The following is a 22,109-nucleotide window of genomic DNA, read 5'->3' on the forward strand; positions in this document are numbered from 1 at the left end:
CCCCAATGAGGCGTCTTACAACGCCGCCTGCCTAAAGTCCGGCGCACGAACCAGCCGGCTCATGCTGAACAAGCCGAACGTCTGTTCACCCAACTGCACGTTTTCCGCGACGAAGCGCGCCACCCGCGGATCGTGCTCTTCCTCGCCCGTGCCGCGCTGTGCCTCGTCCATCGTACGCTGGCCGAACACCTCGTCGACCAGCAGGCCCACCGTGCCGCCATGCTGGCGCACCAGCAGCAAACGCGTACGCTCCGACGACGGCGTGCGTTCGTCGAACAGGAACCGCCCGAGGTCGATCGCCGGCACCAGGTTGCCGCGCACGTTGGCCACGCCCATCAGCCACGGCTGCGTGCCCGGAACGTTGGTCAACGGCGGCACGGCCAGCAGCTCGTTGATTTCCTCGATCCCGCTGACGAAGGCACGGCGCCCCACGCGGAAACCGATGCCCCGCCACAGGCCAACCCCGTCCACGCGTTCGGGCGCGTCGGCCGAATGGGTCAGGCACGCCCTCTCGTAGCGGGCCAGGAGCTCGAAAGGCGTAAGTGAGGCGTTCTCGCTCATGGCGTCCTCAATGCGTCTTGTTCGGCAGGAGGCTGGCGATGGTCGAGAGCAGTTCCTTCTCGTTCACCGGCTTGGTGATGAACGCCTTGGCACCCTGGCGCAGGCCCCACACGCGGTCGGTTTCCATGGACTTGGTCGTGATCATCACCACGGGCACGTCCGCCGTCGCCGGATCCCGGCTCAGCGTGCGGGTGGCCTGGAAGCCATTCATGCCCGGCATGATCACGTCCATGATCACCAGGTCGGGCTTGTTCGCACGGATGCGATCGAGGCCGGCCTCGGCGTTGTCGACGCTGGAAACGGAGAAACCCGCCTTCTCGAGCAACGTGGTGAACACGCGGACGTCGGTGGGCGAATCGTCGATGATGAGAATGTTTGCCACACGTCCCCCTGGACGTCGTCTAGCGGTGATGTACGGTCAGTTCGCCTTCGCGTAGCGATGGATCGCGCCGAGGAGTTCGTCGCGGGTGAACGGCTTGGTGAGGTACTGCTCGGCACCCACGATGCGGCCACGGGCCTTGTCGAACAGGCCGTCCTTGGAGGACAGCATGATCACCGGCGTGCCGCGGAACTGGGCGTTGTTCTTGATCAGTGCGCAGGTCTGGTAGCCATCCAGGCGCGGCATCATGATGTCGACGAAGATGATGTTCGGCTTCTGGTCGGAGATCTTGGCCAGGGCCTCGAAACCGTCGACCGCGGTGAGAACGTCGCAGCCTTCCTTCTTCAGCAGGGTCTCGGCCGTGCGTCGGATGGTTTTCGAATCGTCGATGACCATGACCCGCAACCCCGTCAGGTCGTTACCGCGTCCGTTTTCGTTCACTGCGCCCCCGTGCCACGCAAAAAAACCGCAAATCCCGCCGCAGGATAGCCGGTTTCGTGCCGACTATTCCGTGCGCCAGGTCGATGTCCGGAACCGACGGCTCCAGCGGCCCGCTCTTCGGCGTTCCTCCCGTCCGCTGTTTAATGGTTGGCCGGGGCTGCGTCAAGATGAATTGTTCTTAAAGGAAACGCGGCATCTGCCGAATTCGCCCCAATTCCGCCCGCCTTGACTAGACTTGGCACCTTTCCTGCCTACCGGGACACCTCCATGCCGCTCTCCGTCGCCGTACTGATGGACCCGATCCGCGCGATCAAGATCGCCAAGGACACCACCTTCGCCATGCTCCTGGAAGCGTCGCGCCGGGGCCATGGCCTGCTCTACATGGAGCAAGGCGACCTGGCCCTGCGCGGCGGCGAGGCATGGGCGCGGCTGCGCCCGCTCACGGTGAAGGAGGACCCCGCCGGCTGGTTCACGCTGGGCGAGCCGGAGTGGCGCCCGCTTGGCGAGATCGACATCGTCCTCGCTCGCAAGGACCCGCCGGTCGACGCCCAGTTCATTTACGACACCATGGTACTGGAGCGCGCCCAGCGCGCCGGCTGCAAGGTGGTGAACGACCCGCGTTCGCTTCGCGATTGCAACGAGAAACTGTTCGCTCTCGATTTCCCGCAGTGCATCGTGCCGACCCTGGTCTCGCGCGACCGCGACGAACTGAAACAGTTCGTCGCCAGCCACGGAGAGGCCGTGCTGAAGCCGCTGGACGGCATGGGCGGGCGTGGGATCTTCCGCGTGAAGGCCGGTGACAGCAACCTCAACTCCATGCTCGAGACCCTGCTCGACGGCGCCCGCCATTTCGCCATCGCGCAGAAATACATCCCCGAGATCACCGCTGGCGACAAGCGCATCCTGCTGATCGATGGCGAGCCGGTGCCCTACGCACTGGCCCGCATTCCGCAGGGCGATGAGTTCCGCGGCAACCTTGCCGCCGGCGGCAAGGGCCAGGGCATCGCCCTGTCCGACCGCGACCGCTGGATCGCCGCCCAGGTCGGGCCGGAACTGGTCCGCCGGGGGCTGCGCTTCGTGGGCCTGGACGTGATCGGCGACTACCTGACCGAGATCAACGTCACATCTCCGACCGGCGTGCGCGAACTGGACGCCCGCTTCGGCATTAACATCGCCGGGCTGATGTTCGACGCGATCGAGGCCCGATGACGACCCGTACCACCGGCGCCGACCTGTTCGGCGCGACCCTGCTGTTCTCGCTGCTGCTGCACGGTGTCGTCATCCTCGGCATCACCTTCGAGGCGGAAAAGCCCAAACCGAGCGTGCCCACGCTCGATGTCACCCTCGTGGACGTCGCCAACCAGGAGCCGCCGGACAAGGCGGACTTCCTGGCCCAGGCGAACAATTCGGGCGGGGGCGACCAGGACAAGGCGGCGCGTCCGTCGGAGCGCGCGTCGGGCCCCTTGCCCACGCGTAACGCCGGCGATGCGGCCGAACCGACCGAAGCCCGTGCGCCCACGCCGCGCCAGGCCACGCCGGACGCGCTGCTCACCACCTCGGGCGAGACAGCCTTCGCGGTCGACACCCGGCGCGAGCAGACCGAGCAGAAGGAACGCCCCTTGCCACTGGCCGACGACGAGGTGCAGCGCAAGCTGGAAATGGCGAAGCTGGCGGCCGAGGTCCGTGAGCAGTCGCAGGCATACGCGAAGCGCCCGAAGAAGAAGTTCATCTCCTCGAACACGCGCGAGTACGTCTATGCCGCCTACATGAAAGGCTGGGTCGGCCGCGTCGAGCGGGTGGGTAACCTCAACTATCCGGACGAGGCGCGCCGGCAGGGCCTGCATGGCGAGCTGGTGCTCACGGTCGGCCTCAATCGCGACGGGTCGATCAAGAGCATGGACGTGATCAAGAGTTCAGGACAGAAGCTGCTCGACGACGCCGCCCAGCGCATCGTCCGCCTGGCCGCGCCCTTCCCCGCCCTGCCTTCGGATAAGACGCGGGTGGACGAGTTGTACATCACGCGCACCTGGCAGTTCCTGCCGGGGAATGTGCTGCGCAACTACTGAGCCATCGCCGGCATGGTCGGCTCCCACCCGCCATCTGGAAACTCGGCCCGATCTGGCGGGAATCCACCTGTCTGGATGGGAGCCGACCCTGTCGGCGATTCAACGTGCAGGCAACAACTGGTCCGCCTCACTCACGTACGCCTTCCCCGCCTTCCGGTCCCACACGCCCAATTCCCGCCCGGGCCGGTTGTTCATGTGCTTCTGCGGGTAACGCCCCGCCAGCACCAGCGCGGTGACCGGCACCCGGTCGTCGTACCGGATCGGGCCGCCCACCGGCTTCGCGTCCTTCAAGCCGCTGGCTGCGATGCAGGCGCGCGTCAGCCGTTGGTCGTAGTCCTTCCAGGCGCTGGGCGCGGACGCCTGGGCGGCGCCTGCCAGGACCAGCGCAATGACGACAAAACCCTTGGTAAACATTGCCTTCCGCATGACGGCGTCTCCTTGTGATCTTGCGCACACGGTAAGCGCGGAGCACTGAACATTCGCACACGGCTCATGTTCGTAGCGGCTACAATGCGGCCATGACGATCGCCAACACCTTCGCAGGGCAATTCCTCATCGCCATGCCCACGCTGGCGGAGCCCCCCTTCGCGCGCGGCGTCGCCTTCCTCTGCCAGCATGGCGAAGACGGGGCGGTCGGCCTGCTGATCAACCAGATCTCCGAATACCGCCTGGGCGATGTCCTCGCCCAGATGAAACTGTCGTGCGACGATCCGGAAATCGCCGACCACCCCGTGCTCATCGGCGGCCCTGTCCAGCAGGAACGCGGCTTCGTGCTCCATCGCGAGCCCGGCAACTGGGACTCCAGCTACCGCGTGAACGAAGACTGGTCGGTTACCACGTCGCGCGACATCCTCGTGGCCATGGCCGCGGGTGAAGGCCCCCAGCGCGCCGTCGTCACCCTCGGGTACGCCGGCTGGGAAGCCGGCCAGCTCGAGCAGGAAGTGATGGACAACGCATGGCTCACCACGCGCGCCGACGAGCGCATCATCTTCGACACGCCCATCGACGAACGCTGGGTCGCCGCCGCACGCAAGCTCGGCGTGCAAGATCCCTCCCAGCTGGCCGGCTACGCCGGTCACGCTTGACTCACGGGGCACGATGAGCTGCCTGTTCGGCTTCGATGTCGGGACGAAGATCGTGGGTGTCGCCGTCGGCAATCGCCTGACCGGCACCGCCCGCGCGCTCGCCGCCGTGCCCGTGCGCGACGGCGAACCCGACTGGCACGCGCTGGACACCTTGCGTCGCGAATGGTTGCCAGCTGAGCTGGTCGTGGGGTTGCCGCTCGACAACGAGGGCAAGGAGCAGCCGATGACCCGCACGGCACGCCGTTTCGCCGAGCGCATCGGCGAGCGCTACACCCTCCCGGTGGCCTTCGCGGATGAACGCATGAGTTCGCAGGAAGCCGCCAGGCGTTTCGCCGCCGGCCGCGCGGCGGGCACGCGCAAGCGCTCGGATGCGAAGTCGATCGACGCCGAGGCGGCGGCGGTCATCCTCGAGTCCTATCTTCTAACCACCTTGGGGACGTCATGACACAACGCCTGCGCCACCTGACCACCCTCGAGAACCTGCCTCGCGAAAACATCGAGCGGATACTCGACCGCGCCAACAGCATGCGCGAGGCCACCGCGCATGGAACCCGGAAACTCGACCTGCTCGCGGGCCGGACGGTGCTCAACCTCTTCTTCGAACCATCCACGCGCACGCGCACGTCGTTCGAACTCGCCGCGCGCCGCCTCGGCGCCGACGTGATCAACTTCGACATCGGTTTCTCGTCGACCGCCAAGGGCGAGGAACTGTTCGACACGCTGCATACGCTCGAGGCCATGCACCTGGACACGATCATCGTCCGGCACAAGGAATCGGGTACGCCCGAGTCCCTGGTGCGCCACGCGATGAGCGGCGTCGCCGTGGTCAACGCCGGCGACGGCAACCGCGCCCACCCCACCCAGGGACTGCTCGACGCGCTGACCATCCGCAACCACCACCCGGACTTCCGCAAGCTGCGCATCGCCATTTGCGGCGACGTGCGTCATTCACGCGTGGCGCGGTCCGACGTGCATGCCTTCACGGCCCTGGGCGCGAAAGACATCCGGCTCGTGGGGCCGTCCTCGCTGCTGCCCACCGAGGGCGAACTGGACAACGTCACCTATCACGAAGACTTCGACGAAGCCATCGACGGGGCGAACGTCGTCATCATGCTGCGCCTGCAAAAAGAGCGCATGGCCGCCACCGACCTGCCCGACGAAGCCGCTTATTTCGACCGCTTCGGCCTCGACACCCGGCGCCTCGCCAAGGCGGCGAAGGGTTGCCTGGTCATGCACCCGGGCCCGATCAACCGGGGGATCGAGATCGCGACCGACGTGGCCGACGGAGCGCAATCGCGCATCCTCGAGCAGGTAGGCAACGGGGTATTCGTGCGGATGGCCGTGCTGGCCGAGGTCATGGGCCGATAGACCCGTAAGAATTTGCGCCCGCCGCGCCGGCGGGCGCGTGGCGGCGCCGCGGTTCCGGCATAATGGCCGCACCAAGGGAAACCAAACAATGGGATACAAGATGCGACCGACGAAGCGACTCATCGCGCTCGGCGTCGCCAGCGTGCTGCTGGCGGCCTGCGGCCACAAGGACAAGGACGCCCCGCTGGCTTTCGTGCCGGCCGATACGCCCTACGTGCTGTCCAACCTCGACAAGCTCGACGACGACGCCTACGAGGCGATGCTCTCGCAGGCCAACACCGAGCTTCCCACCCAAGTCGCGCAGATGAAGTCCGTCGCGCAGGACCTCGAAACCAAGGGCAATGCCGAAGGCGCACGCCTGCTCAAGGCCTTCGCCGCCGAATTCGACGGCAAGACCGCCGAGGCCGCGCTGAAGAACATGGGTCTGGACGTGAAAACGGGCTCGGCCATCTATGGTCTCGGCCTCAGCCCGGTCGCGCGCGTGGCGCTGGCCGATCCGGCGGCATGGGACGCCTTCGTGGGCCGTCTCGAGACCGCCTACGGCAAGAAGCTGGACACCGCCGACGCGGGTGGGCAGGCCTACCGCCACGTGACCCTGTCCGACTCCGGCGTGCAGCTGGTGATCGCGACCGTGGGCAAGCAGGCGGTCGTCTCGCTGCTCCCGGCCGACGCGGCGCAGCCGCTGGTCCGCCAGGCCCTCGGCGTCGATCGCCCCGAAAAGAGCCTGCAGGACGACGGCCGCCTCGCCGATCTCGCCAAGGACAAGGGTTACAAGGACTACGCGGTCGGCCAGGTCGACCTCGTCCGCCTGCTGCCCCTCGTGGCCGCCGGCAAGGACCCGCTCTTCGCCGCCTTCATGAAGCACCAGTCGGCCAAGACCGGCGAGCCCGTTCCCGAACTGCCGCCAAGCTGCCAGACGGAAGCCTCGCGCATCGCGGCACGAGTGCCGTCGCTCAGCTTCGGCTATACGCGTCTCGACCTGCACCATCAGGAGCAGCGCGTGGACGTGGCGCTGGCCGACGACATCACCAAGGCCTTCTCGGGCCTGAAGGTGGAATTGCCGGGCCTGGGCAAGGACGCCAGCGCTCCGTTCGACATCAGCCTGGCACTACCGGTCGAGCAGATCCGCACGTTCTTCACCGCTCAGTCCGAGGCGGTCGCCGCGAAGCCTTTCGAATGCCCCGCCTTCGTCAACATGAACGACGGCTTCGCCAAGCTGGGTTCGACGATGCAGCAGGCGGCGATCCCGCCCTTCGGTGACATCCGTGGCGTGCGCATCGTGCTGGATTCGTTCAAGCCGGCCGCGGCGGGCCAGCAGATGCCGACCTTCACCGGCCGCGTCCTGCTCGCCACGCGCAATCCGGCCGGTTTGCTGGCGATGGGCCAGGCCATGCTCGGTGGCGATTTCAAGCTCGCCGGTGACGGCAAGCCCGCCCCGCTGCCGCAGAACATCAGCGCCATGCTCGGCATGCCGGGCTGGGCGGCGATGAACGGCCAGGCCATCGCGGTAGGCATGGGCGAAGGCGAAGACGCCAAGCTCGACGAGATGCTGATGGGACCGATCGGCGACGCGGGCCGCTTCACCCGCCTGCACCTCAACGGCGACATGTATCGCGCCTGGGTCGACGTGATGGCCGACAAGGCGAACGCTTACGCCAAGGCGATGGACGATGCCTCCGGCGCCGATGGAGCACCGGACGACCAGGCGACGCAGACCGCGGCCGCCCAGCGATCCAAGGTCCAGTTCGACGCGATGAAAGCACAGGCGGCGCGCATCGTGCAGGTCGGCGGCGAAGCGCACGTGGACGAGAAGGGCCTGGTGATCTCGGGCGCCGTCGAATACAAGTAAGCGATCGTCACCGAGCGACAAACGAGCGCCCCCTAGTGGGGCGCTTTTTTTTGGTGGGAAGGGTCTCCCAAGGGGTTGGTTTGCAAGCCGATGGTGCGGAACTTTACTAACCTGAACGGCCGGATTTGCCCGGCACGAATCGTTCACGGATGCGCTGTTTCCATAGGCCCCGCGAACCGGCAGCCACAGTGCGTGGCGCCATCGCCAGTCCATTCAGTGCGAGATGAAGGAGTCACCCATGAACCATGCCACCCTCCGTAAGGCTCTGTTCGCCGCCGCCCTCGTCGCCGGTCTCGGCACGGTCCCGTTCGCGCAGGTGTATGCCCAGGACTCCGCCGCGGCTTCCTCGAAGGGCGACAACCAGACTGTCGCCGGCAAGGCCGACGACACGTGGATCACCACGAAGGTCAAGTCCGAGTTCGCCGCCAACAAGAGTGTGAAGGCCACCGATATCTCGGTGAGCACCAGCGACGGCGTCGTCACCCTGACCGGTACGGTCGCCACGGCGAAGGAGAAGAGCCACGCCGAGAAGATCGCCAAGGGCATCAAGGGAGTGAAGAGCGTCGACGCCAGCGGCCTGACCGTCTCGTCGTCCGCCGCCAAGTAACCGGCCGCGTAACGTGAAAACGAAGAGGGAGCCGCAAGGCTCCCTCTTTTATTACGGTGTGTAGGTTTACCGGTGCAACATGCCGCCGAAGGTATTGCGGTCGTTGCTCTTGTCGATTTCGACGCCTTCGAGGCCCTGCGACAACGTATGCGCATCGCCGCCCTGGGCGAGCTTGATGCGCAGGCGCACTTCGTTGGAACTGTCGGCGTGGCGCAGGGCGTCCTCGTAGGAGATTTCGCCGGCGTGGTAGAGCTCGACCAGGCTCTGGTCGAAGGTGCGCATGCCCAGCTGGTTGGAATCGCGCATCAGTTCCTTGAGCTTGTGCACCTCGCCCTGGCGGATGTAATCCTGCGCGAGTGGCGTGCCCAGAAGCACTTCCACCGCGACACGGCGTGCCTTGCCGTCGGGCGTGGGAATGAGCTGTTGCGCGACGACGCCCTTCAGGTTCAGCGAGAGATCCATGAAGAGCTGCTGGCGGCGGTCTTCCGGGAAGAAGTGCAGGATGCGGTCGAGCGCCTGGTTCGCATTGTTCGCGTGCAACGTGCACAGGCACAGGTGGCCCGTCTCCGAGAAGTTGATCGCGTGTTCCATCGTTTCACGCGTGCGCACTTCGCCGATCATGATCACGTCCGGCGCCTGGCGCAGCGTGTTCTTCAGGGCGTTTTCCCAGCTGTCGGTGTCGATGCCCAGTTCGCGCTGGGTGATGATGCAACCCTCGTGCTTGTGCACGTATTCGATGGGGTCCTCGATGGTGATGATGTGGCCCGTCGAATTCTGGTTGCGGTAGCCGATCATCGAGGCCAGCGAGGTGGATTTACCCGTACCCGTGCCGCCGACGAAGATGATGATGCCGCGTTTCGTCATCGCCAGCTGCTTGATCACCGGCGGCAGGTTGAGTTCTTCCGGCGTGGGAATCTTCGATTCGATCCGGCGCAACACCATGCCGACGCAGTTGCGCTGGTAGAAGCAGGACACGCGAAAACGTCCGATGCCCGACGCGCTGATGGCGAACTGGCACTCGTGGGTCTTCTCGAATTCCTCGCGCTGCGCGGGGGTCATCACGTTGAGCACCATGTCGCGCGACTGCTGCGCCGACAGGGGGCTCTGCGTGATGGGGACGATGCGCCCCTGCACCTTCATGGATGGTGCGACACCGGCGGTGATGAACAGGTCGGATGCCTGCTTGTGCACCATCAGCTTGAGGAAGGAGGTGAAATCGAAGTCGCTCATGGCCTGGTATTCCCATTGCCGGACCGGGCCGGCGCCCCTGTTCCGCGATCATATACCTAGTGGATTGCAGCCTGCAGAGACCGCCTGGTGGGAAGCGCGCTCGCGCGCGATGGGCGCTTGCCGCAAGCCCCGATCGCGGCCGAGGCCGCTTCCCACCCGAAGGCGGCAAGCCCTCCACTGAAGACGGGCCTCTTAGCGGAAGCCTTCCTTGTTCTTCGCATAGGTCGAGGCTTCCTGGCGCGTGATGAGTCCGCGCTTGACCAGGTCGGCCAGGTTCTGGTCCAGGGTCTGCATGCCGTACTGCTGGCCCGTCTGGATGGAGGAGTACATCTGGGCCACCTTGTCCTCGCGGATCAGGTTACGGATGGCCGGGATGCCCACCATGATCTCGTGGGCGGCGATGCGGCCGCCGCCGACCTTCTTCAGCAGGGACTGCGAGATGACCGCTCGCAGCGACTCGGACAACATCGAGCGGACCATGGGCTTCTCGCCCGCGGGAAACACGTCGATAATGCGGTCGATGGTCTTGGCCGCCGAGGACGTGTGCAGCGTGCCGAAGACGAGGTGCCCGGTTTCCGCGGCGGTGAGCGCCAGGCGGATGGTTTCCAGGTCGCGCAACTCGCCCACCAGGATGTAGTCGGGATCCTCGCGCAGCGCCGAACGCAATGCCTCGTTGAATCCGTGCGTGTCGCGATGCACTTCGCGCTGGTTGATAAGGCACTTTTGCGAGGTATGCACGAATTCGATCGGGTCCTCGACGGTGAGGATATGGCCGTATTCGTTCTTGTTGACGTGATCGACCATGGCCGCCAGCGTCGTCGATTTACCCGAGCCAGTGGGGCCGGTGACCAGGATCAGGCCCTGTGGCTGCTCGATCAGGTCACGGAAGATCTTCGGTGCGCCCAGGTCTTCCAGGGTGAGCACTTCGGAAGGAATGGTACGGAATACGCCGCCCGCGCCACGATTGTGGTTGAACGCGTTGACGCGGAAGCGGGCCAGGCCGGGGATCTCGAAGGAGAAATCGACCTCAAGGAATTCCTCATAGTCGCGGCGCTGCTTGTCCGACATGATGTCGTAGATCAGCGAGTGGACCTGCTTGTGTTCCAGCGCCGGTATGTTGATTCGCCGGACGTCGCCGTCGACACGGATCATCGGCGGAAGACCCGCGGAAAGGTGCAGGTCGGAGGCCTTGTTCTTCACGGAGAAGGCAAGGAGTTCGGCGATATCCATTGAGGTCCCCTATCTTGGTGGGCATAGGTAACCATGCCCGGGGGTCGGCGGCAAGGCGCGGCACCGTATATGCTTCGGTGTATGTGAACCTCGTCGCCAACGGAGCGAATACCCCCATGAATCGGATCGCCTTCATCGGCGGCGGCAACATGGCCACCGCGTTGATCGCCGGAATGATCCGCCACGGCGCCCAGCCCGGCGGAATCGCCGTGGCCGAACCTCGTGCCGAGGCCCTGCACGAGCTATCCCGCGAATACGGGGTGGCCACGTACACCGACAACCGCGATGCCGCTGAAGGTGCCTCCATCCTGGTGCTGGCCGTGAAACCACAGATGCTGGCCGATGTCTGCCGGAACCTGCGCGCCGTGGTGCAGAAGTATCGTCCCGTGGTGATCTCGATCGCCGCGGGCATCCGTATCCAGCAGATCGAGCGCTGGCTCGACGCCGCCCTGCCCGTCGTTCGCTGCATGCCAAACACGCCGGCCATGATCGGCGCCGGTGCCACGGCCCTTTTTGCCAACGCCCGGGTAAGCGCGCCACAACGGGCCGAGGCGCAGCACGTGCTCGACGCCGCGGGCCTGACCGTCTGGGTGCCCGACGAAGACCAGCTGGACATCGTCACCGCCCTCTCCGGCTCCGGTCCCGCCTATTTCTTCCTGCTGGTGGAAGCGCTGGAAAACGCCGCTTTCTCCCAGGGACTTTCCCGCGAGACCGCGCGGGCGCTCGCGGCACAGACCGCCCTTGGCGCTGGCCGCATGCTGATCGAAAGCGGCGAAAGCGCCGCCACCCTGCGCCAGCGCGTCACCTCGCCCCATGGCACCACCCAGGCGGCACTGGAGAGTTTCCAGGCCGACCATTTCCCCGCCATCGTGGCGCGCGCGGTCGACGCGGCGCGTCGCCGTGGCATCGAACTTTCAGAAGACATGGAATCTAAGACGTGAATTACCTGACCAACGCGGGCGCCCTGATCCTCCAGTTCGCCTTCGGCGCCCTCGTCACTCTTTTCGTCTTGCGACTGCTGGCCGAGGCGCACCGGGCCGACTTCCACAATCCCATCTGCCAGTTCCTCTATCGTTTCACGAACCCGGCCGTGCGCCCGCTACGCAAGGTGTTGCCGCCCGTGCGCCGGATCAACACCGCCGCGCTGGCCATCGTGCTGGTGCTGGAATGCCTGAAGGTCGTGTTGATCATCGCGCTGGCGGGCGTCGCCCCGGCGCCACTGGGCATCCTGGTGGCTGGCGTGGCCGAGACGCTCGATTTCTTCCTGTTGACGTGGATCGTGCTGGTGTTCGTGTGGTCGCTGATGAGCATGCTCTCCACGGATCGTTACCACCCGGTGGCACGGCTGGTATCGAGCCTGGCCGAGCCGCTGGTCCGTCCCTTGCGCGGCCGGCTTACCATCGGCGGGCTGGATTTTTCGCCCACGGCGGTGCTGCTGGGGCTGTTCCTGGCGCGCATCCTCATCGCCCAGCCGCTATCGGATTGGGGTACGCGGTTGCTGCTGGGCGGTTGAGGGCTTCCCCATCGCCGACAGGGTCGGCTCCCACCAGGTCGCCAGCCACTCCAGAGATGGTGGCTCGGTGGGAGCCGACCCTGTCGGCGATGGCGCTCGCCACACGACACATGCCAGCCAAAGCCTTACCTGCCGCCCAACCGCCTCGCATCCGTCACGTTCGCCAACGCCCCCAACCGGCCCAGCAAGGTCGACAGCTGTTCGTAATCCTTCACGCGTAGCGTGAAGCGCATCTCCACCTCGCCCGTGCGCACGTGCACGCGGCTGGAGGAAGCCACGATGTGCGGGCCTACGTTGTTGATCGTAGTGGCCACATCCTTCTGCAAGCCCTTGCGGTCGTAGCCGCGCAGTTCCACGTCGACCTCGTAGTTCTGCACGTCGACCCTGCCCCAGCTGACGTCGATCACACGCTCAGGATGACGTCGCGCCAACCGGGCCAGCGACGCGCAATCCGCGCGGTGCACGGATACGCCGCGGCCACGGGTGATGAATCCGCGCACGGGATCGCCCGGCAGCGGCTGGCAGCAACGCGCCAGCGTCGTGAGCAGGTTGCCCACGCCCTCGATCGATAATGCTCCCCGGTCGTGCTGCGCGGCCCGCGAGGCGACCGGATTGCCCGACTGCGTGACCTCCGGCTCGACGGGCTCCTGCAACGAACGCGCGATCTGACCGAGCGTCACCTCGCCCAGGGCCACCGTGACGTACAGCTCTTCCACGTTCTTCAGGCGGAAATGCGCCGCCAGTTTCGACAGGTCGACATCGTCCAGGGCGAGCCGGCGCAGCTCCTTTTCCAGGTTGGCCTTGCCAGCCAGGATGTTCGCTTCGTGCGCCTCGCGGCGGAACCACGCACGCACCTTCTCCTTCGCACGCGACGTGTTGAGGTAACCGTGGTGCACGGAGAGCCAGTCGCGGCTGGGCTCGGACACCTTCGTCGTGAGGATTTCCACGCGGTCGCCACTGCGCGGCTGGGTGGTCAGGGGCACGATACGGCCGTTGATCTTCGCGCCGCGGCAACGGTGACCCACGTCGGTATGGATGTGGTACGCGAAATCGAGCACGGTGGCGCCGCGCGGCATGTCGATCACCTCGCCCTTGGGCGACAGTACGTAGACACGGTCTTCCATCAGTTCGGTTTCGAACCCCGCCGCCAGCTCGGCCTCGTCTTCGCCGCGTGGTTCCAGCAGCTTGCGCATCCAGGCGATCTTCGCCTCGAACTCGGAGTCGGCGCTGCCGCCTTCCTTGTAACGCCAGTGCGCCGCGACGCCGAGTTCGTTGGCCCGGTGCATCTCGTGCGTCCGGATCTGCACCTCCAGGGTCTTGCCCTCCGGACCGAGCACGGCGGTATGCAGCGAGCGGTAGCCGTTGCCCTTGGGCCGCGCGACGTAGTCGTCGAATTCCCCCGGGAGGTGCGGCCACAGGCTGTGCACGAGCCCCAGCGCGGCGTAGCAGTCGGCCACGCTGTCGACCAGGATACGTACCGCGCGGATGTCGTAGAGGTCGGAGAACTCCAACCCTTTCTTCTTCATCTTCTTCCAGATGGAGAAGATGTGCTTCGGGCGTCCGGCCAGGTCGGCCTTGATTCCGGCGCCTTCCAGCACCGTGTGCAGTTGCGCCAGGCTGGCGGCGATGAAATGTTCGCGGTCGGCCCGGCGCTCGTCCAACAGGCGCGCGATGCGCCGGTAGGTGTCCGGTTCGAGGTAACGGAACGCCAGGTCTTCCAGTTCCCACTTCAGCTGCCAGATGCCCAGGCGGTTCGCCAACGGCGCATGGATGTCCGAGGTGAGCTGCGCCAGTTCACGCCGTTCGTGATCGGGCAAGGCCATGGCCGTGCGCATCGCCGCCAACTGGCGTGCGAGCAGCACGAAGACGACGCGCAGGTCACGGATGATCGCGAGCAGCAGCCTGCGCAGACCCTCGGCACCGCTCGCCGGCCCGCGTTGAGCGTGCAGCGCCCAGACCTTCTCCGCTTCACCCTGCCCCTCGACCAGGCGGCGCAACGACGGCGCCCACTGTTTCGCCGCTTCGCCGGCGGCACCCGGACTGGCCTTGGAAAACGAAAACCACAGCGCCGACGCGCAGGTCTCGTCGTCGCATCCCAGCTGGCGGAGCAATTCGATGACGGTTTCGCTCTCGGCGCGCGCCGATACCGGCAGGGCGGCGCAAGCCTCGCGCGCACGCTCGGTCAGCGGCATCGCGGTGGCCTTCGCTTCGGGGGAGCGTGCGTCGCTCATCGCCTGTCCTCGGGATTCCTCATCGTGCCCCCGCCTGCGCGGTCTCCAGCGCGCGTGCCAGGCGCTTGGCCGACACCGGTTCGGCCGTCTTCAATTCCTGGGCGAACAGCGAAACCCGCCATTCCTCCAGCAGCCAGCGCAGTTCGTCCCAGGTCGCGTCGTTCAGCGCGGTTCCACCCGCGTTGAGCAGTGCGCGCCAGTACGGCAGCACCTGCAGCATACGCGACTGGTCGCGCGCCGGGTCCTGGCGCAAGCGCTCGCCGCGCAGCCGCATCGCCTTCAGGTAGCGCGGATAGTGCGCCAGCCGGGACAACGGCAATTCGCGGAGGAACCCGGGTTGCAGCAAGGCGGCCAGTTGTTCGCGCAGGTCGTCGTAGCTTGCCTTGGCAAAGCCCATCAGCGGCGGTTCCATCCACGGCTTGAGTTCGGCCTGTGCCTCGATGATCGGCTCCGCCAGCTTCTGGCGCGCCATGGCGGCGCCGAACAATTCGCGCCCCAGTTCCACGCGCAAGGCTTCGAACGCGCCCTGCGTTCGCGCATCGAGCCGGCGTTCCGCGATGAGGTCGGCGAATCCACCCTCGACCAGGTCCTCGCGCAGGCCATCGATACTACCCAGGGGGGCGTATTTCAACGACAGTGCGTGGGCGATGGGCAATTGCCGCCGCGCACGCTTGAATTCGGGCGCGAGGGCCTGCCGAAGCAACCGCTCCACGCCAGCCACATGTGCCTCGGCAGCCTCGTCAGCGCGTTCGAACACGCGCAAGGCCACCGCCTCGCCCAGGTCCACCAGCGCGGGGTACGCCTTGAGGCCGGCTTCGGAGCGAACCTCCCGCGGAATCGCCTCGAAGTCCCACGCGACGATGTCCTCACGGGTCAGCTCGACGTCGGTCTTGCGTGAGAAGGCCTCGCGCGCCTTGCCTTCCCAGCGCGCGCGGATCTCGCCCAGGTCGCGGCCTTCGGCGACGGTACGGCCATCCTCGTCGTGCACGCGGTAACGCATGAGCAGGTGCGGGGGCAGTTCGGCGTCGGCGAAGGCGGCGGCGTCCACGTCGACTCCGGTGGTCCGCTTGAGGAACGCCGCCAGCGCCCTCGCCAGCGGCTCGTCACGCGGGCTCTCGGCCTCGGCGAAGGCCCGCGCGAAATCGGGAGCGGGCACGAAGTTGCGGCGCAACGCCTTCGGCAATGAACGGATGAGCTCCGCGACCTTGTCCGCCAGCAGGCCGCCCACGAGCCATTCGCCGCGAGCGGCAGGCAGCGCATTGAGGAAGGCCAGGGGCACCTGGATCGTGACACCGTCGGCGGGGTCGCCCGGCACGAAACGGTATTCCAGCCGGTATCGATGCTGGCCGATGTCCAGCGACGCCGGGAACGCCTTCGGGTCCAGGCCGGTGCCGCTGTCCATCACTTCGGCGAGGGTCCAGCGCAATGCCGCCTGCTCGCCAGGCGAAGCCTTGCGATACCAGGCGTCGAGCGCGCGTACATCGGCGATGTCCACGGGCAGCTTGCCGTCGAAGAACGTCGCAAGCTCCTCGTCGGAACGGATCAGACCGGCGCGTCGCTGCTTGGCCTCGATGTCGTGCGCCTGCTCCAGCACGCGCGCATTGGCACGGACGAAGTCCGCACGGCTGTCGATGTCCGCGCGTACCAGCGCCTCGCGCACGAAGATCTCGTGGGCCAGCCGGGGGTCCTGCTTGTGGAAGGTCACGGGCCGGCGCTCGACCAGCACCAGGCCGAACAGCGTGACCTGCTCGTACGCGACCACGGTGCCGCGCTTGCGCGACCAGTGCGCGTCGCGCGCCGTCGCCCTCACCAGATGGGCTGCCTGTGTCTCGATCCATGAAGGATCGACGCGGGCGCACATCATGGCCCAGATGCGTCCGCCGATATCGATGATCTGCGCGGCGAACACCCAGGCCGGGGGAGCCTTGGCCAGTGCCGATCCTGGAAAGACCTGGAAGCGCCGCTCGCGCGTGCCGCGGAACACGCCCTTGTCGTCCTTGTGCCCGACCTGCGTCGGCATGCCGGCGAGCAGGCTGCGGTGGACGGCTTCGAACAATACGTCGCCTTGGGGGGACGGCGCGGGTGTGACTTTTCCCTTTTCAGGCTTTCCAGTCTGACGGGAGGTGCTCTGGTGGGAGCGGACCCTGTCCGCGATTCGGGCGGAGCGACGGCTTCCATCGCGGACAGGGTCCGCTCCCACCGAGCCGGCTTGTCCTGACGGGCCGGGATCGGCTTGGGTGGTGGTGGTCGACCAGCCGAGGTCGCGGATGACCAGCACCAGTTGGCGGTGCAGCTCGCGCCATTCGCGCATGCGCATGAAGCTCAGGAAGTGCCGCGAACACCAGTCGCGCAACTTCGACGAGGTGAGTTCCTCGGCGCTGGCCAGGTAACCCTTCCACAGGTTAAGCACGCCCACGAAGTCGGATTTCGGATCGGCGAACTGCGCATGGGCCGCATCGGCCTGGCCGCGTGCTTCCGGCGGGCGCTCGCGTGGATCCTGGATACTGAGGAAGGCGACGATCGTGGTGATCTCGGCGAGGCTGTCCAGACGCCGTGCCTCGACCAGCATCCGCGCCAGTTGAACGTCGATCGGCAGGCGCGCCACCGTACGTCCCACCTCGGTGAGTCGGCGATCCTCGCCGATGGCGCCGATCTCCGCGAGACGGCGGTATCCATCCGCGACGACACGCGGATCCGGCGCGTCGAGGAAGGGGAAATCCTCCACCTCGCCCAGGTCGAGCGCAAGCATGCGCAGGATGACATTGGCGAGCGAGGATCGCAGCAATTCCGGATCGGTGTATTCAGGCCGCAGCGAGAACTCGGCCTCGTCGTACAGGCGATAGCAGATGCCGGGGCCGACTCGACCGCAGCGGCCCTTGCGCTGATTGGCCGCGGCTTGCGACACCGGTTCGACGTGCAGGCGTTCGAGTTGCCCGCGCTGGCTGTAGCGCTTCACGCGCGCCGTGCCCGAATCGACGACATAGCGGATGCGTGGCACCGTGAGCGAGGTCTCCGCCACGTTCGTCGCCAGGACGATGCGCCGTTTCGTGCCCGGGCGGAACACACGATCCTGCTCGTTGGCCGACAACCGCGCATACAGCGCGAGCACTTCGGTCTCGCGATACTGCTTGCGCGACAGCAACAGGTGCGTATCGCGGATTTCGCGCTCGCCGGGCAGGAATACCAGCACGTCGCCACGCGGATCTTCGCGCGTGATCTCGTCCATCGCATCGGCGATCTGCTGCGCGACGTTCCCCTCGCCGCGTTCGCCCGGCGGACGGTAGCGAACCTCAACCGGGTACGTGCGTCCCTCCACCGTCACCACCGGCGCGTCGCCGAAGTGCGCCGCGAAACGTTCGGTATCGATGGTCGCCGAGGTGACGATGATCTTCAGCTCGGGACGGCGCGCCGCGAGGCGTTTCAGGTAGCCCAGCAGGAAATCGATGTTGAGGCTGCGCTCGTGCGCCTCGTCGATGATGATGGTGTCGTAGGCCGACAGCCAGGGATCCGACTGCGTCTCGGCCAGAAGGATGCCGTCGGTCATGAACTTGATCAGCGCCTGGTCGGACACCTTCTCCGTGAAACGGACCTGGAAGCCGACCTTGTCGCCGATCGGCGTGCCCAGTTCCTCGGCCACGCGCGTCGCCACCGAGCGGGCGGCGAGACGGCGAGGCTGGGTGCAGCCGATCAGCCCCGCCTCGCCGCGACCGGCGGCAAGGCACAACTTCGGCAACTGGGTCGTCTTGCCCGAGCCGGTCTCGCCGGCGATCACCACCACCTGGTGCTCGCGGATCAGCTTGACGATGTCGTCGGCGCGCGCGGCGATCGGGAGCGAGGCATCGAGCGTGATCGGGGGCTTGGAAGTGGCCCGGGCGGCGCGGCGGGCGGCCGAAGCCGCGATGTCGGCCGCCAGTGCGTCGGTCCTGGCAGGGTCCGGCTTGCGCGAAAGCGCGCGCCAGCGGCCCAGTAGGCGACCGAAGTCACGGCTGGCCACCCGGGTCAGCGCGTCGCGCAGCTCCCGCAGGCGCGGGTCGGGAGAAGATGGACGTGCGGGGCGTGTGGAAGTACTCATGGGAACGCCAATGATAGCGTGCGCCTATCGTCGGCATCGGAAGGTTTCATTTCACGTGCACTGGCCCGGCCGTTAAGATTTCACGTCAACGATCGAAGAAAACCCAAGGAGAGTCGCAACATGGCCATCGATATCGGTATTGCCAAGAAGGATCGCGAGGCGGTCGCCAAGCAGCTGTCCAAGCTCCTGGCCGACACCTACTCGCTCTATCTGAAGACCCACAACTTCCACTGGAACGTCACGGGCCCGCAGTTCAACAGCCTGCACGCGATGTTCGAGGTCCAGTACAACGCCCTGTGGCTGGCCGCCGACGAGGTCGCCGAGCGTATCCGCATCCTCGATATCTTCGCCCCGGGCTCCTACAGCCAGTTCGCCAAGCTCACCTCGATCAAGGAAGAAGCCGGCGTGCCGGAGTGGAAAGACATGGTCGCCCAGCTGGTCGAAGGCCACGAGATCGCCGCCGCCACCTCGCGCGACACCATCAAGGCCGCCGAGGCCGTAGGTGACGAAGGCACGGCCGACATGGTCACCGGCCGCCTGAAAGACCACGAGAAGACCGCCTGGATGCTGCGCTCGCTGCTGAAGTAGGCCAGGCGAAAGCCAGGCTGGGGGTGGGAAGCGCGCTGGCGCGCGATCGGCTTCTCGGCCAGATCCATCGCGGCCAAGGCCGCTTCCCACCCGGATCGCTTCCAACTTGAGGTTTTGCCCCATTTCGGACCGCTCGATTCCGTGGGTCACGCTTCCGCCACAGCCCCCTACTCTGAGTTCAGCCTGACCGGTCGGCCCGCCATGCGTTGAGCCGTCACGCACCGTTCGTTAAGCTCCCCGGGTTACCTCACTGATACCACTCGGGGGCCAGCCGGTCCGGGGATTGTTTTGAGCGCTGCCACGACGACCGAACGAAGCCATCCGATCCTTGCCGCGCTGATCCTCGCGATCCTCGTGGCGGCCCTGAATTTCGGGCTGTGGCTCGTCGCCAACCTGCCTAACGGTCCCAGCGACTGGCACGGTCCCATCCCCGGTTTCGCGTTCACCGCCTACCAGCGCTACCAGAATCCCATCAAGGGCGACGTCTCCACCGACGCGGAAATCGACTCGGACCTGCGCCTGATCAAGCGCTATTCGCCACGCATCCGCACGTATTCGATGATGGAGAACCCCCAGGTGATACGCCTGGCGGACAAGGAAGGCCTCGACGTGATGGCCGGCGCGCTGATCGACACACGCCTCGAGAACAACGAGCGCGAGATCGAGGCCCTCATCGCGCAGGCGCACCGTTTCCCGAAGACCGTGTCCCGGGTCATCGTCGGCAACGAGGTGCTGTTCCGCGGCGACCTGAAGCCCGACCAGGTCATGTCCTACCTCGACCGCGTGCGCGCCGCCGTGCACCAGCCGGTTTCCGTGGCCGAGCCGTTCCATATCTGGCTGCAGAACCCCGAGCTGGCCGACCACGTCGACTTCATCACCGTCCACCTGTTCCCTTACTGGAACGGTATCGAGGCCCGCGCCGGCGTCACCGACTCGATCGAGAGCTACAAGGCCCTGCGCGCGCAGTTCCCCGGCAAGCACATCGTCATCGGCGAGATCGGCTGGCCGTCCAACGGCGATCGCTACAAGTATGCCTACCCGAGCGTCTCCAACGAGGCGATCTTCCTGCGCACCTTCTTCAACGCCGCCAAGGCCGACGGCATAGACGATTACTACGTCCTCGAGGCCATCGACCAGCCCTGGAAGGAAAACCTCGGAGAGGGCCGCACCGGCGCCTATTGGGGCATGTTCAACGCGGACCGCCAGCTGAAGTTCCCATTCACGGGGCCCGTGACCGAGGACGTGGGCTGGCCGTGGAAGGCCTTTGCCGCCTCCATCCTCGCCTTCTTCCCGATGCTCTGGTTCGGTATCCGCTTCAGCCGTTTCAAGCTGATGGGCCGCCTGTTCTTCATGGCGCTGATCCAGCTTGCCTGCGGCCTGATCGTGTGGTCGGCCACCCTGCCCTTCAATTTCTACCTCAGTCCGTTCGACTGGGCGATGCTGATCCTGCTGTTCCCCGCCCAGATAGCGATCCTGGGCATCCTGCTGATCAACGGCTTCGAGTTCACCGAAGTGCTCTGGCGGCGCAGCTGGGTACGCCATGCCGGCATGCTGCCGCACGACCCGGTCGAGAAGCAGCCCTTCGTTTCCATCCACCTGGCCTGCCACAACGAGCCACCGGAGATGGTCCAGATCACGCTCGATTCGCTGGCGGCGCTGAACTACGAGAATTTCGAAGTCCTCGTGCTGGACAACAACACGAAGGATCCGGCGGTGTGGCAGCCGGTCGAGGAATACTGCAAGAAGCTGGGCCCCAAGTTCCGCTTCTTCCACCTGGAGCCATGGCCCGGCTACAAGGCCGGCGCGCTGAACTTCGGCCTCACGGCCACCGACGAGCGCGCCGACGTGGTCGCCGTGATCGATGCCGACTACGTCGTCCGCGAAGACTGGCTGGCTTCCCTCACCGGTTACTTCCACGACGCCAAGGTGGCCGTGGTGCAGTGCCCGCAGGCACACCGTGATTTCGAGAAGAACCGTTTCCGCCGCATGACGGCGTGGGAATACGACGGTTTCTTCCGCATCGGCATGCATCACCGCAACGAGCGCAACGCGATCATCCAGCACGGCACCATGACCATGGTCCGCCGCTCCGCCCTCGAAGGCACGGGCGGCTGGTCCGAGTGGACCATCTGCGAGGACGCCGAACTCGGCTTGCGCCTGATGCACGCGGGCTACGAACTGGTCTACGTCGACGAATTGATGGGCAAGGGGCTCACGCCGGCCGATTTCAAGGCATACAAGAGCCAGCGCTATCGCTGGGCCTTCGGCGCCATGCAGATCCTCAAGGGCCGCTGGAGCTGGATGACGCGCAAGGGCCCGCTCTCCGCCGGCCAGCGCTTCCACTTCCTCACCGGCTGGTTCAGCTGGTTCGCCGACGCCCTGCACTTCGTCTTCACGATGATGGGCCTGCTGTGGACAGCCGGCATGATCTACGCGCCGGAATACTTCAACCTGCCGATGCAGCTGTTCCTGATCCCCGTGATCGGCTTCTTCTTCGCCAAGGCGATCTTCGGCATCGTGCTCTACCGCGCGCGCGTGCCATGCAGCTGGTACGACACTCTGATGGCGTCGGTAGCCAGCATGGGCCTCTCGCATGCCATCGCCCGTGGCATCCTGCACGGTCTCACGCGCGAGAAAACGGCCTTCGTGGTCACAGCGAAGAGCCGCCGCATGGGCGGCAGCAGCTTCGCCGCCTTCGCGCCGGTACGTGAGGAAGGCCTCATGGCCATCGCGCTGCTCCTGGCGGTGATCGGCATGGGCATGCATTACGGCACCAGCTACGTCGAAAGCGTCCTGTGGATGTTCATCCTCGGCGCCCAGTCGATTCCTTACGTATCGGCCCTGGCCGGCGCATGGATCGCGCATCGCGCCGGCGACGAAGCGGGCTGA

19 protein-coding genes are annotated in these 22,109 nt (G+C 66.1%); 11 read left to right on the plus strand and 8 right to left on the minus strand.

The features are described from left to right. Positions 1 to 15: 15 nt before the first annotated feature. Genes QFZ41_RS04595 through pilG form a run of 3 tightly spaced genes read right to left on the minus strand, consistent with a single transcriptional unit; the run spans position 16 to position 1,336 of the window. On the minus strand, positions 16 to 561 hold the full coding sequence (locus QFZ41_RS04595; protein ID WP_429197663.1) for a chemotaxis protein CheW: 546 nt from the start codon (positions 559 to 561) through the stop codon (positions 16 to 18). A gap of 7 nt (positions 562 to 568) precedes the next feature. Beyond that, on the minus strand, positions 569 to 943 hold the full coding sequence (locus tag QFZ41_RS04600) for a response regulator (protein ID WP_306851614.1): 375 nt from the start codon (positions 941 to 943) through the stop codon (positions 569 to 571). 36 nt (positions 944 to 979) lie between these two features. After that, positions 980 to 1,336 (minus strand): twitching motility response regulator PilG, encoded by a 357-nt coding sequence (pilG, locus tag QFZ41_RS04605; RefSeq protein WP_371022263.1) that lies wholly within the window; start codon positions 1,334 to 1,336, stop codon positions 980 to 982. Between the two features lie 312 nt (positions 1,337 to 1,648). On the opposite strand from pilG, the gene gshB reads away from it, so the two are divergent. Both gshB and QFZ41_RS04615 read left to right on the plus strand, forming a co-directional pair. After that, the gene (gene gshB / locus QFZ41_RS04610; RefSeq protein ID WP_429197664.1) at positions 1,649 to 2,590 is read left to right on the plus strand and encodes a glutathione synthase; all 942 of its coding nucleotides are present in this window, start codon (positions 1,649 to 1,651) and stop codon (positions 2,588 to 2,590) included. Next, entirely contained in the window at positions 2,587 to 3,447 is an 861-nt protein-coding gene (locus QFZ41_RS04615; protein WP_429197665.1) for an energy transducer TonB, read from the plus strand. The genes gshB and QFZ41_RS04615 overlap by 4 nt, the downstream gene beginning before the upstream one ends. Positions 3,448 to 3,546: 99 nt before the next feature. On the opposite strand, the gene QFZ41_RS04620 is transcribed toward QFZ41_RS04615, so the two are convergent. After that, positions 3,547 to 3,861: a hypothetical protein gene (locus QFZ41_RS04620; RefSeq protein WP_429197666.1), complete on the minus strand. Its 315-nt coding sequence runs from the start codon at positions 3,859 to 3,861 to the stop codon at positions 3,547 to 3,549. Between the two features lie 104 nt (positions 3,862 to 3,965). On the opposite strand from QFZ41_RS04620, the gene QFZ41_RS04625 reads away from it, so the two are divergent. The 5 genes from QFZ41_RS04625 (at position 3,966) to QFZ41_RS04645 (ending at position 8,356) form a co-directional block, all read left to right on the plus strand. Continuing rightward, a complete protein-coding gene (locus tag QFZ41_RS04625) occupies positions 3,966 to 4,532 on the plus strand; it encodes a YqgE/AlgH family protein (protein WP_429197667.1) in 567 nt (188 codons plus the stop codon). Between the two features lie 13 nt (positions 4,533 to 4,545). Beyond that, complete coding sequence (gene ruvX / locus QFZ41_RS04630; RefSeq protein WP_429197668.1) at positions 4,546 to 4,977, plus strand: Holliday junction resolvase RuvX; 432 nt, start codon at positions 4,546 to 4,548, stop codon at positions 4,975 to 4,977. Further along, positions 4,974 to 5,900, plus strand: coding sequence for an aspartate carbamoyltransferase catalytic subunit (locus tag QFZ41_RS04635; protein ID WP_429197669.1), 927 nt, complete (start codon positions 4,974 to 4,976; stop codon positions 5,898 to 5,900). Before ruvX ends, QFZ41_RS04635 begins: the two co-directional genes overlap by 4 nt. A gap of 100 nt (positions 5,901 to 6,000) precedes the next feature. Next, positions 6,001 to 7,749, plus strand: coding sequence for a hypothetical protein (locus QFZ41_RS04640; RefSeq protein WP_429197670.1), 1,749 nt, complete (start codon positions 6,001 to 6,003; stop codon positions 7,747 to 7,749). Positions 7,750 to 7,987: 238 nt separating this feature from the next. Further along, a complete protein-coding gene (locus QFZ41_RS04645; RefSeq protein WP_426287090.1) occupies positions 7,988 to 8,356 on the plus strand; it encodes a BON domain-containing protein in 369 nt (122 codons plus the stop codon). A gap of 66 nt (positions 8,357 to 8,422) precedes the next feature. On the opposite strand, the gene QFZ41_RS04650 is transcribed toward QFZ41_RS04645, so the two are convergent. Together QFZ41_RS04650 and QFZ41_RS04655 are read right to left on the minus strand one after the other, a co-directional pair. Further along, on the minus strand, positions 8,423 to 9,586 hold the full coding sequence (locus QFZ41_RS04650; RefSeq protein ID WP_429197671.1) for a PilT/PilU family type 4a pilus ATPase: 1,164 nt from the start codon (positions 9,584 to 9,586) through the stop codon (positions 8,423 to 8,425). A gap of 192 nt (positions 9,587 to 9,778) precedes the next feature. After that, a complete protein-coding gene (locus QFZ41_RS04655; RefSeq protein ID WP_429197672.1) occupies positions 9,779 to 10,816 on the minus strand; it encodes a type IV pilus twitching motility protein PilT in 1,038 nt (345 codons plus the stop codon). Between the two features lie 116 nt (positions 10,817 to 10,932). Between QFZ41_RS04655 and proC the strand changes: the two genes are divergently transcribed. Then, a complete protein-coding gene (gene proC, locus QFZ41_RS04660) occupies positions 10,933 to 11,757 on the plus strand; it encodes a pyrroline-5-carboxylate reductase (protein WP_429197673.1) in 825 nt (274 codons plus the stop codon). Beyond that, positions 11,754 to 12,329, plus strand: a complete 576-nt coding sequence (locus QFZ41_RS04665) for a YggT family protein (protein ID WP_429197674.1) — start codon at positions 11,754 to 11,756, stop codon at positions 12,327 to 12,329. Before proC ends, QFZ41_RS04665 begins: the two co-directional genes overlap by 4 nt. Positions 12,330 to 12,454: 125 nt before the next feature. Here the strand turns inward: QFZ41_RS04665 and QFZ41_RS04670 are convergent, their stop codons facing one another. Then, positions 12,455 to 14,560, minus strand: coding sequence for a bifunctional (p)ppGpp synthetase/guanosine-3',5'-bis(diphosphate) 3'-pyrophosphohydrolase (locus QFZ41_RS04670; protein ID WP_429197675.1), 2,106 nt, complete (start codon positions 14,558 to 14,560; stop codon positions 12,455 to 12,457). 19 nt (positions 14,561 to 14,579) lie between these two features. After that, positions 14,580 to 18,632 carry an ATP-dependent RNA helicase HrpA gene (gene hrpA / locus QFZ41_RS04675; protein WP_429197676.1) on the minus strand — a complete coding sequence of 1,351 codons (4,053 nt, stop codon included), beginning with the start codon at positions 18,630 to 18,632 and terminating at the stop codon, positions 14,580 to 14,582. A 120-nt stretch (positions 18,633 to 18,752) separates the two neighbouring features. On the opposite strand from hrpA, the gene QFZ41_RS04680 reads away from it, so the two are divergent. Beyond that, complete coding sequence (locus QFZ41_RS04680; protein ID WP_429197677.1) at positions 18,753 to 19,220, plus strand: Dps family protein; 468 nt, start codon at positions 18,753 to 18,755, stop codon at positions 19,218 to 19,220. 288 nt (positions 19,221 to 19,508) lie between these two features. Beyond that, positions 19,509 to 22,109, plus strand: coding sequence for a glycosyltransferase (locus QFZ41_RS04685; RefSeq protein ID WP_429197678.1), 2,601 nt, complete (start codon positions 19,509 to 19,511; stop codon positions 22,107 to 22,109).

The organism is Luteibacter sp. W1I16 (assembly GCF_050434905.1).
Taxonomy (GTDB): Bacteria; Pseudomonadota; Gammaproteobacteria; order Xanthomonadales; family Rhodanobacteraceae; genus Luteibacter.

Coding starts and splice junctions, on each gene's coding strand:
- QFZ41_RS04595 (WP_429197663.1), bottom strand. CDS start 561: ATGAGCGAGAACGCCTCACTTACGCCTTTCGAGCTCCTGGCCCGCTAC.
- pilG (WP_371022263.1), bottom strand. CDS start 1,336: ATGGTCATCGACGATTCGAAAACCATCCGACGCACGGCCGAGACCCTG.
- gshB (WP_429197664.1), top strand. CDS start 1,649: ATGCCGCTCTCCGTCGCCGTACTGATGGACCCGATCCGCGCGATCAAG.
- QFZ41_RS04615 (WP_429197665.1), top strand. CDS start 2,587: ATGACGACCCGTACCACCGGCGCCGACCTGTTCGGCGCGACCCTGCTG.
- QFZ41_RS04620 (WP_429197666.1), bottom strand. CDS start 3,861: ATGTTTACCAAGGGTTTTGTCGTCATTGCGCTGGTCCTGGCAGGCGCC.
- QFZ41_RS04625 (WP_429197667.1), top strand. CDS start 3,966: ATGACGATCGCCAACACCTTCGCAGGGCAATTCCTCATCGCCATGCCC.
- ruvX (WP_429197668.1), top strand. CDS start 4,546: ATGAGCTGCCTGTTCGGCTTCGATGTCGGGACGAAGATCGTGGGTGTC.
- QFZ41_RS04635 (WP_429197669.1), top strand. CDS start 4,974: ATGACACAACGCCTGCGCCACCTGACCACCCTCGAGAACCTGCCTCGC.
- QFZ41_RS04640 (WP_429197670.1), top strand. CDS start 6,001: ATGCGACCGACGAAGCGACTCATCGCGCTCGGCGTCGCCAGCGTGCTG.
- QFZ41_RS04645 (WP_426287090.1), top strand. CDS start 7,988: ATGAACCATGCCACCCTCCGTAAGGCTCTGTTCGCCGCCGCCCTCGTC.
- QFZ41_RS04650 (WP_429197671.1), bottom strand. CDS start 9,586: ATGAGCGACTTCGATTTCACCTCCTTCCTCAAGCTGATGGTGCACAAG.
- QFZ41_RS04655 (WP_429197672.1), bottom strand. CDS start 10,816: ATGGATATCGCCGAACTCCTTGCCTTCTCCGTGAAGAACAAGGCCTCC.
- proC (WP_429197673.1), top strand. CDS start 10,933: ATGAATCGGATCGCCTTCATCGGCGGCGGCAACATGGCCACCGCGTTG.
- QFZ41_RS04670 (WP_429197675.1), bottom strand. CDS start 14,560: ATGAGCGACGCACGCTCCCCCGAAGCGAAGGCCACCGCGATGCCGCTG.
- hrpA (WP_429197676.1), bottom strand. CDS start 18,632: ATGAGTACTTCCACACGCCCCGCACGTCCATCTTCTCCCGACCCGCGC.
- QFZ41_RS04680 (WP_429197677.1), top strand. CDS start 18,753: ATGGCCATCGATATCGGTATTGCCAAGAAGGATCGCGAGGCGGTCGCC.